General features: G+C 67.0%; 12 protein-coding genes. 7 read left to right on the plus strand and 5 right to left on the minus strand.

Annotated elements, in window-relative coordinates:
- Position 1 precedes the first annotated feature (1 nt).
- The 7 genes from ACFPN5_RS04720 to ACFPN5_RS04750 all read left to right on the plus strand — a co-directional run bounded on the left by ACFPN5_RS04720 (position 2) and on the right by ACFPN5_RS04750 (position 6,550).
- Complete coding sequence (locus ACFPN5_RS04720) at positions 2-796, plus strand: ABC transporter ATP-binding protein (RefSeq protein WP_379780617.1); 795 nt, start codon at positions 2-4, stop codon at positions 794-796.
- Positions 789-1,562, plus strand: coding sequence for an ABC transporter ATP-binding protein (locus ACFPN5_RS04725; RefSeq protein WP_379780619.1), 774 nt, complete (start codon positions 789-791; stop codon positions 1,560-1,562). Before ACFPN5_RS04720 ends, ACFPN5_RS04725 begins: the two co-directional genes overlap by 8 nt.
- 8 nt (positions 1,563-1,570) lie before the next feature.
- Positions 1,571-2,635, plus strand: a complete 1,065-nt coding sequence (locus tag ACFPN5_RS04730) for a branched-chain amino acid ABC transporter permease (RefSeq protein ID WP_379780621.1) — start codon at positions 1,571-1,573, stop codon at positions 2,633-2,635.
- Between the two features lie 4 nt (positions 2,636-2,639).
- Complete coding sequence (locus ACFPN5_RS04735) at positions 2,640-3,716, plus strand: branched-chain amino acid ABC transporter permease (protein ID WP_379780623.1); 1,077 nt, start codon at positions 2,640-2,642, stop codon at positions 3,714-3,716.
- A 291-nt stretch (positions 3,717-4,007) separates the two neighbouring features.
- On the plus strand, positions 4,008-4,679 hold the full coding sequence (locus tag ACFPN5_RS04740; RefSeq protein ID WP_379780625.1) for a choice-of-anchor J domain-containing protein: 672 nt from the start codon (positions 4,008-4,010) through the stop codon (positions 4,677-4,679).
- Positions 4,680-4,701: 22 nt separating this feature from the next.
- On the plus strand, positions 4,702-5,139 hold the full coding sequence (locus ACFPN5_RS04745; RefSeq protein WP_379780627.1) for a post-PEP-CTERM-1 domain-containing protein: 438 nt from the start codon (positions 4,702-4,704) through the stop codon (positions 5,137-5,139).
- Positions 5,132-6,550, plus strand: coding sequence for a PA domain-containing protein (locus ACFPN5_RS04750; RefSeq protein WP_379780629.1), 1,419 nt, complete (start codon positions 5,132-5,134; stop codon positions 6,548-6,550). The genes ACFPN5_RS04745 and ACFPN5_RS04750 overlap by 8 nt, the downstream gene beginning before the upstream one ends.
- A gap of 171 nt (positions 6,551-6,721) precedes the next feature.
- Here ACFPN5_RS04750 and ppa read toward each other — a convergent pair whose 3' ends face one another.
- From ppa to hemC, 5 genes are all read right to left on the minus strand, one after another.
- Positions 6,722-7,261, minus strand: a complete 540-nt coding sequence (gene ppa, locus ACFPN5_RS04755; protein ID WP_379780631.1) for an inorganic diphosphatase — start codon at positions 7,259-7,261, stop codon at positions 6,722-6,724.
- Positions 7,262-7,425: 164 nt separating this feature from the next.
- Entirely contained in the window at positions 7,426-8,622 is a 1,197-nt protein-coding gene (locus tag ACFPN5_RS04760; protein WP_379780633.1) for a heme biosynthesis protein HemY, read from the minus strand.
- 3 nt (positions 8,623-8,625) lie between these two features.
- Complete coding sequence (locus ACFPN5_RS04765) at positions 8,626-9,792, minus strand: uroporphyrinogen-III C-methyltransferase (RefSeq protein WP_379780635.1); 1,167 nt, start codon at positions 9,790-9,792, stop codon at positions 8,626-8,628.
- A complete protein-coding gene (locus ACFPN5_RS04770; protein WP_379780638.1) occupies positions 9,789-10,556 on the minus strand; it encodes a uroporphyrinogen-III synthase in 768 nt (255 codons plus the stop codon). Before ACFPN5_RS04770 ends, ACFPN5_RS04765 begins: the two co-directional genes overlap by 4 nt.
- Before the next feature lie 9 nt (positions 10,557-10,565).
- Positions 10,566-11,534 carry a hydroxymethylbilane synthase gene (gene hemC, locus ACFPN5_RS04775; protein ID WP_379780640.1) on the minus strand — a complete coding sequence of 323 codons (969 nt, stop codon included), beginning with the start codon at positions 11,532-11,534 and terminating at the stop codon, positions 10,566-10,568.
- Positions 11,535-11,575: the final 41 nt, after the last annotated feature.

An 11,575-nucleotide genomic window follows, 5' to 3' on the forward strand; every position in this document is an offset into this window, starting at 1 on the left:
CATGGCAGCGACCCAGTTACAGCAGGCGTCACAGCAGCCCTCGCTGTCGACGCGCGGCCTGACGATCCGCTTCGGCGGCCACGTCGCGGTCAACGCGGTGACGGCGGACTTCTATCCCGGCACGCTGACCGTGATCGTTGGCCCCAACGGGGCCGGCAAGACCACTTATTTCAACCTGGTCTCCGGCCAGCTGCCGGCCAGCTCGGGCAGCGTGCTGTTGAACGGCGTCGATGTCACGCGCCACGGCGCGGCGCGCCGTACGCGGCTCGGCATCGGCCGCGCCTTCCAGCTCACGAACCTGTTCCCGAACCTGACGGTGATGGAAAACGTGCGCCTGGCCGTGCAAAGCCGCGCCGGCGTCGGCATGAACATGTTCTCGGTCTGGTTCGGCCACAAGGAACTGATCGAACGCGCCGGGCATTACCTCGAGCGCGTGGCCATGGCCGGCAAGCGCGAGGCCCGGGTCGGCTCGCTGTCGCACGGTGACCAGCGCAAGCTGGAAGTGGCGATCCTGCTGGCGCTCGAGCCGGACATATTGATGTTCGACGAGCCGACCGCCGGCATGAGCGTCGACGAAGTGCCGGTCGTCCTGGACCTGATCCACGCCGTGAAACGCGAAGCGAAGAAGACCGTCCTGCTGGTCGAGCACAAGATGGACGTGGTGCGCCAGCTGGCGGACCGCATCATCGTGCTGCACAACGGCACCCTGGTCGCGGACGGCATGCCTGCCGAAGTAATGCAATCGAAGATCGTACAGGAAGCCTATCTTGGAACACCCGAAACCGAACATGCGTGATGTCGATGTGCGTGGCATACCCGAGGGCGCCGTGCCCGCAGTGAATGCTCCACTTTTGACCCTCTCCGGCGTGCACACCCACATCGGCCAGTACCACATCCTGCACGGCGTCGATCTGGCCGTGCCGCGCGGCGGGCTGTCGGTGCTGCTGGGCCGGAACGGCGCCGGCAAGACCACCACGCTGCGCACGATCATGGGCCTGTGGAAGGCCAGCGCCGGCAGCATCAGCTTCGACGGCCGCGACATCACCAAGCTCGCCACGCCCGACATCGCGCGTCTCGGCATCGCCTATATCCCGGAGAGCATGGCCGTCTTTTCCAGCCTGACGGTGCGCGAGAACCTGCACCTGGCCGCCACTGGCGGACCGATGGACGGGGCGCGCCTCGACTGGATCTTCGGCTTCTTCCCGGCGCTCAAGAAATTCTGGAATTACCCGGCCGGGAACCTGTCCGGCGGCCAGAAGCAGATGGTGGCGATCGCCCGCGCGATCGTCGAACCGCGCAAGCTGCTGCTGGTCGACGAGCCAACCAAGGGCCTGGCGCCCGCCATCGTGCAAAGCCTGATCGCCGCCTTCCGCGAGCTCAAGGACACCGACACCACGATCGTGCTGGTCGAACAGAACTTCAATTTCGTGCGCTCGCTCGGCGACACCGTCAGCGTGATGGACGACGGGCGCGTGGCCCACGCGGGCACCATGTCGGCACTGGCCAACGACGACGAGCTGCAGCAGCGCCTGCTCGGCCTGTCGCTCGACTCTCACCAATAGGAACCGCCATGAGTGCAACCCTTCCCCCAATTGCTGCAGCCCCCAAGGCCGTCGCGACACCGGCCGCCGCGGCACAGGCCGACATTCCGCTGCCGAGCGCGCCGCGCGACCTCGCGCCCCTGCTGCTGGTGCCGGTCCTCACCCTGCTCATGCTGCCGCTGGTCGGCGACTTCCCCACCTGGGTCACCCTGACCGTCGCCGGCCTGGCGATGGGCATGATGATCTTCATCATGGCCAGCGGGCTGACGCTCGTCTTCGGCCTGATGGACGTGCTGAACTTCGGTCATGGCGCCTTTGTCTCGGTCGGCGCCTTTGCCGCCACCCTGGTGCTGCTGCCGATGCGCGGCTGGCTCGAGGCCGATTCGCTGCTGCTCAACCTCGGCGTGCTGGGCCTGGCGGTCACGGTGGCGATGCTGGTGACTGCCTTGCTGGGCTGGGCCTTCGAGCGCGTCATCATCATGCCGGTGTATGGCCAGCACCTGAAGCAAATCCTGATCACGATGGGCGGCATGATCGTCGCCGAGCAGCTGATCAACGTGATCTGGGGCGCCGAAACGATCCCGCTGCCGCTGCCGACTTCCCTGCGCGGCGCCATCTTCCTGGGTGACGCGGCCATCGAAAAATACCGGCTGGTCGCGGTCGTGGTGGGCCTGGTCGTCTTCGCCATCATGTTCCTGACCCTGAACCGCACCAAGATCGGGCTCTTGATCCGCGCCGGCGTCGAGAACGGCGAAATGGTGGAAAGCCTCGGCTACCGCATCCGCCGCCTGTTCGTCGCCGTGTTCGCGGCCGGTTCCGCACTCGCCGGCCTGGGCGGCGTGATGTGGGGGCTGTACAAGGAAACGCTGACGGCGGCGATGGGCGGCGAGATCATGGTCATGATCTTCATCGTCATCATCATTGGCGGCCTTGGTTCCGTCGGCGGCTGCTTCATCGGCGCGCTGCTGATGGCGCTCATTGCCAACTATGCGGGCTTTCTCGCGCCGAAATTCGCGCTGGTCTCGAACATCGTCCTGATGATCGCGATCCTGATGTGGCGCCCGGCCGGGCTGTATTCGAAATCGCGGGGCTGAGAACATGCTGAGCAAACTGTTATCCGGCGACCTGCCGCGCAGCCGCGCACTGGGCGCCCTGCTGTTACTGATCTTCCTGGGCCTGGCCTCTGCGCCCTTCTTCACCTCCGGCGAGCGGGCGCTTGGCGCCGCGGCCACCATCTGCGTCTACATCGTGCTGGTCGCGTCCTACGACCTGCTGCTCGGGTACACCGGCATCGTCTCGTTTGCGCACACGATGTTCTACGGGATCGGCGCCTACGGCATCGGGCTGGGACTGGCCAGCGTCGACGAGCCCACCTGGGGCGTCATGATGACCGGCCTGGGCCTGGCCCTGCTGCTGGCGCTGGCCCTGGCGCTGGTGATCGGCCTGTTCGCGTTGCGCGTGCGCGCCATCTTCTACGCCATGATCACGCTGGCGGTGGCCTCGTCCTTCGCGGTGCTGGCCTCGCAGCTGTCTGACTTCACCGGTGGCGAGGACGGCAAGACCTTCAGCGTGCCCGAAGTGCTCACGCCCGGCCACACCTTCATGGACACCGAGGTGTTCGGGCGCGCCGTCGACGGCAAGCTGCTGACCTATTACGTCGTGTTCTTCGGCTGCCTGGTGCTGTTCCTGTTCCTGCTGCGCCTGGTGAATTCGCCCTTTGGACGGGTGCTGCAGGCGATCCGCGAGAACGAGTTCCGCGCCGAGGCGCTCGGCTACCGCACGGTGGTCTACCGCGTCTGGGCCAACGTCGTGGCGGCGCTGGTGGCGGTGCTGGCCGGCGCACTGATGGCGCTCTGGGTGCGCTACGTGGGGCCCGACAACACGCTCGGGTTCAAGGTGATGACGGACATCCTGCTCATCGTCGTCATCGGCGGCATGGGCACCATGTACGGCGCGGTGATTGGCGCGACCCTGTTCATCCTGGCCCAGAACTACCTGATGGGTTTGATGGAAAAAGCGTCCACGTCGCTCGAAGGCGTGCCGCTGCTGGCCGCCGCCCTGCACCCGGACCGCTGGATGCTGTGGCTGGGCGTGCTGTTCATCCTGTCGATCTATTTCTTTCCGATCGGAATCGTCGGCAAGCTGCGCCTGCGCAGCATCCTGGCCCGGCGCTGATCCTCAACCCGCGGGCGGCGCCTGCCGCCCGTGCGCTTCCTTCTTTCCCGCTTTTCCTTTTTCGGCGCGGCGATCCTTCCGCTGTGGCGCCATGTCCTTCCCGCCTGACCCCGGCTGCGCCTCCCCGGCATTCTCAGCTTAGACAATCTCCTATACCGCTGAGTTGCCACGCACATTGAATCGATATCAATGTTCGTTACCGTTCAGCTCATATGATGAACTCAACCATGGCCTCGTGAAAGCCAGCGCGAGTGGACCGCCATCCATCTGGCTCCGCATGAAAGCACATCCATGAATACTCCCAAGTCATATGTAGCGGCCGGCGCGCTCGCGCTGGCTGTCCTCGCTCCCGGCGCGGCCAACGCCGCCGCCAAGGCGGAAGTCCAGGTACTGGACGAAGACTTCGACAACGTCACCAGCCTGCCCGGCTGGACCTTCACCAATAACAGCGTCCCGGCCGGCAACACCTGGTTCCAGGGCAACGCAGCCGTCTTCGAGTCGCATTCGGGCCCGGCCACCTCCTACGCCGCCGCCAGCTTCCTCGGCGCCGCGGGCGGCCTCGGCGTGGTCGACAACTGGCTGATCACGCCCACCCTCGCGCTCACCGGCATCACCAACCTGTCGTTCTGGACCCGCCACGACGATCTGGCCGGCTTCAACGATGTCCTCGAGGTGCGCTTCGCCCCCGGAAGCGCCGGCGGCACCACCGGCTTCACGACCCTGCTCGGCACCATCGGCGGCGCAGCCGGCTACCCGGCCGACTGGACCCAGTGGACCGGCAGCCTCAATGTCGAGGGCGAGGGCCGCTTCGCCTTTCGCCATGTCGGCTATGCCGACACCCTGAACTACATCGGCCTCGATTCGGTCCGGGTCGTCACCGCAGTCCCTGAACCATCGCTGTACGCAATGCTGGCCCTCGGCCTGGGCGCGCTGGGTTTCATGCGCCACAAGTCGTCGAACTGAAGCCTTACCGGAGAACCCCACCATGTCATATAAAAAACTACTCGCAGTCTTGCCGTGCGCCGCACTCTGGGCCGCCCTGCCGCCGAAGGCAGGCGCCCAGGAGCAGTTGCCGCAGTTGCAACAGCAACACCGGCAGCAAGGCATGGTCGTCGTGCGCGACGCCCAGAGCGGCCAGCTGCGCGCGCCGACCCCGGCAGAAATCCGGGCGCTGGCGCCGCCAGCGGCCGCCGCGCGCATGGCGGCGCCGTCGCAGCCGGCGCTGTTCACCCATCCGGGCGGCAGCCGTCACGTGCGACTGGGCGAGCGGGGTCTCGTGTATTCGGTGGTCACGCGCGGCGCCGACGGCAAGCTCGCGGAACAGTGCGTCCACGGGGAGGCGGCGGCCGAGAAGGCTGTCAGTGCTTCCACCAGCACTTCCACTTCCGCCGCCCCGCACTACGAAGGACACCACCATGACTAAGTCACCGCTGCTCGCCATTGCCGCCCTCGCCTTATCGTGTGCCGTCGCGGCTTCGCAGGCGGCGACCATCATCATCGTCAACCAGAACGCGCCGGGCATCGGCTTCAACGACCCGACCCCGGCCACGCCGGTCGGCGGCAACACCGGTACCACGCTGGGTCAGCAGCGCCTGAACGCCTTCCAGCATGCGGCCGACATCTGGGGCGCCACGCTCACCAGCAGCGTGCCGATCCGCATTGGCGCCTCCTTCGTGCCGCTGTCGTGTACCGAAAACAGCGCGGTGCTCGGTTCGGCCGGCGCCAACGAAATCTGGTCCGACTTCACCAATGCGCCGCGCCCGGCCACCTGGTATCCGTCCGCACTGGCCAGCAAGATCGCCGGTGCCGACGTTGCCACACCGGGCGAGCCGCATATCATTTCGCGCTTCAATTCGCGCCTCGGCCTGTTCCCCGACTGCCTGCCCGGTCCCGGCTTCTACCTCGGCCTGGACAACAACGCCGGCGCCGGCATCGACCTGGTGACCGTGCTGCTGCACGAAATGGCGCACGGCCTGGGCTTCCAGACCTTCACCGACGACGAAACCGGCGCCCAGATCCAGAACATTCCCTCGATCTGGGACCACTTCCTGGTCGACAACCGCAATGAACGGCTCTGGGCCAACATGACCGACGCCGAGCGCGTTGCCTCGGCGATCAGCGGCGACCGCCTGTCGTGGAATGGCCCGACCGTCACCGCGGCCGTGCCGCAGGTGCTCGACCCGCGTTCGCGCCTGACCATCAGCGGCAGCGCCGCCGGCAATGCGGCAGGCAACTACGACGTCGGCGATGCCTCTTTCGGCCCGCCGCTGGGGGCCACTCCGGTCACCGGCCAGCTGATGCCCGTCGTCGAGCAGCCGGACGGCACCGGCCTGGCATGCGCCCCCCTGAACACCACCAATGCGCTGGCCGTGCGCGGCAATATCGCACTGGTGTCGCGCGGCGAGTGCCCGTTCGTCGACAAGGCGCGCAACGTCCAGGCCGCGGGCGCGATCGGCATGGTGGTGGCCGACAACGCGCCGGGCGAACCGACTGGCCTGAGCGGCAGCGATCCGAGCATCACGATCCCGTCGGTACGGGTGACGCAGGCCGCCGGCGTGACCCTGCGCGCCGCCCTGCAGGCACGCTCGCGCAACCGGTCCGGCGTCATCGCCAGCCTCGGCATCGACCCGGCGCGCCTGGCCGGCACCGACGCCCGCCGCCGCGTCCTGATGTACACGCCGACGACGAATGCGCCGGGCTCCTCGGTCTCGCACTACACCACCGAAGTCAAGCCGAACCAGTTGATGGAACCGTCGATCAACTCGGACCTGTCGCACACGGTGACGCCGCCGCGCGACCTGACCTACCCGCTGCTGCAGGACATTGGCTGGTAAGAGCACCTAGCAAAACCTCCATAGCTGCGTTGCAGCTCCTCGCCGTACTGTCGTACTGTCTTCGTCGCCGCGCCTTGCTCTGAAGGTTTTGTTAGGCGCTCTAAAGCGGCGAGCAACAAAAAAGGCCCGGCCACCCCAAGGGTGCCGGGCCTTTCCGTTGCGAGCACGGGATTAGCGCTGCTCTTTGGCCTTGTACGCGGCCACGCCATTGACGATCTCGGCCTTGGCTTCATCCGGACCGGCCCAGCCTTCGATCTTGACCCACTTGCCTTTTTCGAGGTCCTTGTAGTGCTCGAAGAAGTGCTGGATCTGCTGCAGGCGCAGGTCTTGCAAGTCTTCCGGCTTTTGCCAGTGGCTGTAGATCGGCAGGATCTTGTCGACAGGCACGGCCAGGATCTTGGCATCGCCGCCGGCTTCGTCGGTCATCTTCAGCACGCCGATCGCGCGGCAACGGACAACCACGCCCGGGAACAGCGGGAACGGGGTGATTACCAGCACGTCGCATGGGTCGCCGTCGTCCGACAGGGTCTGCGGCACATAACCGTAGTTGCACGGATAGTGCATCGCGGTGCCCATGAAGCGGTCGACGAAGATCGCGCCGGTGTCCTTGTCCACTTCGTACTTGATCGGATCGGCGTTCATCGGGATTTCGATGATGACGTTGAAGTCGTTTGGCACATCGCGGCCGGCTGGGACGTGGTTCAAGCTCATGGATTAGTCCTTGGTTGCTGAAGAATCAATAAAGGGGAGCATTATATCGAATAGGCATACGATTGTGCGCTGCGGAAGCTTGCCGTGCGGATCGTCCAGAAGGCGAATGCCGAGGCCTTGCGTAGGGCGGCGCACGCGTTGCCGTCAGCAGCCCGAGCAGGCCCTCACAACATATTCGCCAACGCACTCTGCCGATAATGCCCCGCCGCTTGATCGTCCTGCCCCAGCGCCTCGTGCAGCTGGGCCAGCTTCAGGTGGACGTCGCGCACCATGGCCGAGTCGAGGGCATCCGACAGCGCCTGCTCCAGATAGCGCTGGGCCTTGCCCCAGAGCTTCTGGCGCAGGCACAGGGAACCGAGCGTGAGCGCCAGTTCCGGGTCGTGCGGCCGATCGCGCAGCCAGGTTTCGCAATGTTCGATCTGCGCCAGCAGCGGCGGCGAACCCGCCGGGCCTGCCGCATCCCGGTAGGCGCGGATCACGCGCTCGTCCCAGCCCGTGCGCAGCGCCTCTTCGGCAATCACGCGCGCCTCGTCCTGCAGGCCGCTGGCATTGAAGGCCGCCGCCGCGCGCGCCGCGATATACGGCTTGGTCCGGTCGGCCGCCGGCACGCCGGCCCAGACGCGCCGGATCGCCTCCACGTCGCGTCCCTCTTCCGACAGCAGCGCCTCGTAGGCCATCTCGCGCAGGCGGCTTGCCAGCGCCGGATGCAGCGCCTTGCGCTTGTCCAGGATACGCACCAGGCGCAGCACTTCCGGCCAGTTGCGCGCCTGCTGGTTGGCCTTCATCGACCATTGCAGCGCGTGGATATGGCGCTGGCCGCTGGCGTTGAGTTCGGCCACGGCCGCCAGCGCCTCTTCCGGCTGGTGGTCATCGACCAGTAATTCGATCACCGTCATCAGGCGCGCGACCTTCATGCCGTTGTCGTGGGCGATGCCCGCGAGCCAGGCGTCGCGCCGCGCTGGCTCGCGCATGCGGTGCGCGGCGCGGGCGCCGATCAGGGCGGCAAGGCCGGCGTTTTCCGGCAATTCGGCCGCGCGCATCGCGGCCTTTTCCGCGTGCCCGAAGCGGCCCTCGAACAAGGCTTTCAGTGCGTCGCGCAAGCCCTTGTTGCCTTCGCGCTCGCGCTTGCGCAGGCGGTAGGCGGCCACCCGGTCGGGCATGCGCAGCGTCGCATTGACCGCGCGCGCCAGGCCGTAGAGCATCAGGAACAGCAGCGCCAGCAGCACCACGAACAGGTTCAGCGACATGTCGATCCGGTGCGGCGGGTAGAACAACACCACGTTGCCCGGATTGAAGCGCGCCGTCACGGCAATGCCGATGGCAGCGGCCATCAGGGCGACTAACCAGAGAAGTAGACGCATGGATTAAGGCTTCTTGTAATTACGGACAGCGGCCAGGCTGTCGGCCAGCGTCGGCATCTCGATCGCCAGGTTGTTGGCCCGCACCTGGCGCAGCACCAGCAGCGCCTGCTGGGTGGTGCGTGCGCGCGTGTCGAAATACTTGTCGAGCGTTGCCTGGGCGGCGGCCAGGTCGCCCGCGAACGTGGTTTCGTCGCGCGACAGCAGCGCCAGCCGCGCGTTGAGCAGGCGCAGCTTGAGGTTTTCGCGCACGAAGTAATTCTGGTCCGGGGACAGCATCAGCGCTTCGGGCGTGTTGACGCTGCGTACGCGGATCAGCTGGCGCACGTCGTCCCACATTTCTGCGCTCCAGTTGCGCCAGGTGGCCAGCACGCGCTCGCCGAGGCCCAGGGGAGCGCCCTGGGCCTCGGCCTGCCCGCGCCCGGTGCGCACTGGCGCCGCCGGCAGCAGGGGCTTTTCGTCCGACAACAACGGTAAGGTGTCAACCTGACCGATGACACTGTCCAAACGCAGGGCAACGCCGGCCAGGTCGACTGCCGGCATGGCCTTGAGCTTTTCCATGTCGGCCGCGATGGCCCGGCGCACCGAGATGAATTGCGGCTTGTCCGAGCGCGACAGCGAGCGGTCGGCATTTTGCAGCGCGAGCAGGGCGCCCTGCACATTGCCTGCCAACTGCAATTGCTGGCTGGCGGTCGAAAGCACCTGCTCCACTTCCGACAGCGCCCACTCGTCGCGGGTCTTGGACAAATCCTGGTACAGCTGCTCGAGCGCCATCTGCTGGCTCTGGTTCTCGAGCTGGCGGCTTTCCAGCACGCCGACCTTGAGCTGGAGCGCCTTCGACTGCTCGGCGACGTCGCGTGCCAGCGACGCCGTTTCGGCATTCACCTCATTGCCCTTCTGCAGGCTGCGCGCCATTTCCTGGCGCAGCGTGTTGATGCGGCTATGGCTCGACCAGGTCTGGGCGGCGAGCAGCACCGCCAGCGCCATCACGGCCAGCGGCAGCGGCCGCGTGAGCTGCTCGCCCAGGCCGGGCCCCGCCCTGCGCTCGGGTGCGCGCGGGCGATACTGTTCGAAATCCGGCGCCTGGGGCGCCGATGGCGGCGACGGTGGGGTCGGTGGCTGCGTCGGTGGCTGGGTCGGGGGCAGCTCTGGATTGTTCGGCAATTCGTTCATTCTTGAGATTGTAACGCGGCAAGCAAACGGTCGTCGCCCGAGCCGGTAAGGGTCACGCGCGCGATCCCGAGCTGGGCCGCCGTGGCGGCAATTCGGGCATGAGGCACGATAACGTGCTGGCCCCGCATTTGGCTGACACAGCCAGGATCGAGCTCATCCAATAAGGCAAACAGGCCGCGCAGCGCCTCCGAACTGGTGATGATCCAGTCGTTTGGCGCGCCCAGCAAAGCGCGCAGTTGCCCAGCCAGTTGCGGGCTCAGTGGCGGCACGCTGCGCCGGTAGGCCGGCACGACGTCCACCTGGGCCCCGGCCGCGCGAAAACCCTCGGCCATCAGTTCGCGCCCGGAGTCGCCGCGCACGATCAGCACCCGCTTGCCGGCAAGCGCCGCCAGGTCGAGTGCCGCCAGCAGGTGTTCCGAGTCGCTGTGGGCCGGGTCGAGCGGCCCCAGGATCGTGGCATTGCCGTCATCGAGTCCATGGCGCCCCAGCGCCGCGCGGCTGCCCTCGCCGAGCACGGCCAGCGGCACCGCTTGCGGCCAGGCCGGCACATGCGCGAAAGCCGCATCGACCGCATTTGGCGACACGAAGGCGACCAGGGCATAGTTTTCCAGGCCGGCCAGTACCGCCTGCAGCGCCGAGGTATCGTCCAGCGGCGCGATCTCCAGCAGCGGCAAGATTACCGGCGTGCCCCCGATGGCCGCCACGGCGCGCGCCAGGCCCTCGGCCTGGGCGCGTGGACGGGTGATGACCACGCCCTTATGCATCGGCGGCGCTCATTGAAGGTCGGCCTCCTGCCTGCAGACAGCGAGGATCGCCTGGGCGTCCTGCTGCTCCAGCAACTTCGATACCTGCTCGCCCAGCAGCTCTGGCTGCGCGGCCGGGCCGTCCAGTTCGGCGAACGCGCTGCGCTTGCCGTCGGGCGTGGCGACCATGGCGCGCAGGTGCATGCTGTCCCCAAGCACGACCGCGTGCGCGGCCAGCGGAATCTGGCAGCTGCCGCCGAAGATTTTCGACACCTTGCGCTCGGCCAGCACGGCCTGTTCGGTGGCGCCGTGGTTCAGCGGCGCCAACAGGGCGTGGAGGTCGACGCCATCGGTGCGCGCGCCGCTGGCGATTTCGATGGCCATCGCGCCCTGCCCGGCCGCCGGCAGGCTCAGTTCCGGCTCGAGCACGCTGCGGATGCGGTTGGGCAGGCCCAGGCGCTTGAGGCCGGCGGCGGCCAGGATGATGGCGGCGTATTCGCCGCGGTCGAGCTTGCCCAGCCGGGTGTCGAGGTTGCCGCGCAGCGGCTGGATGACCAGGTGCGGGTAGCGCGCCGCCACCAGCGCCTGGCGGCGCAGGCTGCTGGTGCCGACCACGGCGCCGGGCGGCAGGTCGGCCAGGGACGCGTAGTCGTTCGAGACAAAGGCGTCGCGCGGGTCTTCGCGCTCGAGCACGGCGGCCAGGGCAAACCCTTCCGGCAAATCCATCGGCACGTCCTTCAGCGAATGCACGGCGAGGTCGGCGCGGCCTTCGGCCATCGCCACCTCGAGTTCCTTCACGAACAGGCCCTTGCCGCCCACTTTGGACAGGGTACGGTCGAGGATCTGGTCGCCACGCGTCGTCATCCCGAGGATGCTGATTTGACACTGTGGATATAATGCGGCGAGACGATCGCGCACGTGCTCCGCCTGCCACATGGCCAGGCGGCTCTCGCGCGATGCGATAATCAATGTCGACGGCACCTGCACCTGCTGCGTCATGTCTTTGCTTTCAAAACGGTTTCACTCAGTTTCATTCACTG

This window comes from Massilia niabensis (assembly GCF_042655085.1).
In the GTDB taxonomy this organism is placed as follows: Bacteria; Pseudomonadota; Gammaproteobacteria; order Burkholderiales; family Burkholderiaceae_D; genus Telluria; species Telluria niabensis.

Excerpts from the sequence above, each read along its gene's own strand:
- ACFPN5_RS04770 (WP_379780638.1), bottom strand. The coding sequence starts at position 10,556 with ATGCATAAGGGCGTGGTCATCACCCGTCCACGCGCCCAGGCCGAGGGC.
- ACFPN5_RS04730 (WP_379780621.1), top strand. The coding sequence starts at position 1,571 with ATGAGTGCAACCCTTCCCCCAATTGCTGCAGCCCCCAAGGCCGTCGCG.
- ACFPN5_RS04725 (WP_379780619.1), top strand. The coding sequence starts at position 789 with ATGCGTGATGTCGATGTGCGTGGCATACCCGAGGGCGCCGTGCCCGCA.
- ACFPN5_RS04735 (WP_379780623.1), top strand. The coding sequence starts at position 2,640 with ATGCTGAGCAAACTGTTATCCGGCGACCTGCCGCGCAGCCGCGCACTG.
- ACFPN5_RS04720 (WP_379780617.1), top strand. The coding sequence starts at position 2 with ATGGCAGCGACCCAGTTACAGCAGGCGTCACAGCAGCCCTCGCTGTCG.
- ACFPN5_RS04740 (WP_379780625.1), top strand. The coding sequence starts at position 4,008 with ATGAATACTCCCAAGTCATATGTAGCGGCCGGCGCGCTCGCGCTGGCT.
- ACFPN5_RS04745 (WP_379780627.1), top strand. The coding sequence starts at position 4,702 with ATGTCATATAAAAAACTACTCGCAGTCTTGCCGTGCGCCGCACTCTGG.
- ACFPN5_RS04760 (WP_379780633.1), bottom strand. The coding sequence starts at position 8,622 with ATGCGTCTACTTCTCTGGTTAGTCGCCCTGATGGCCGCTGCCATCGGC.
- hemC (WP_379780640.1), bottom strand. The coding sequence starts at position 11,534 with ATGACGCAGCAGGTGCAGGTGCCGTCGACATTGATTATCGCATCGCGC.
- ppa (WP_379780631.1), bottom strand. The coding sequence starts at position 7,261 with ATGAGCTTGAACCACGTCCCAGCCGGCCGCGATGTGCCAAACGACTTC.
- ACFPN5_RS04750 (WP_379780629.1), top strand. The coding sequence starts at position 5,132 with ATGACTAAGTCACCGCTGCTCGCCATTGCCGCCCTCGCCTTATCGTGT.
- ACFPN5_RS04765 (WP_379780635.1), bottom strand. The coding sequence starts at position 9,792 with ATGAACGAATTGCCGAACAATCCAGAGCTGCCCCCGACCCAGCCACCG.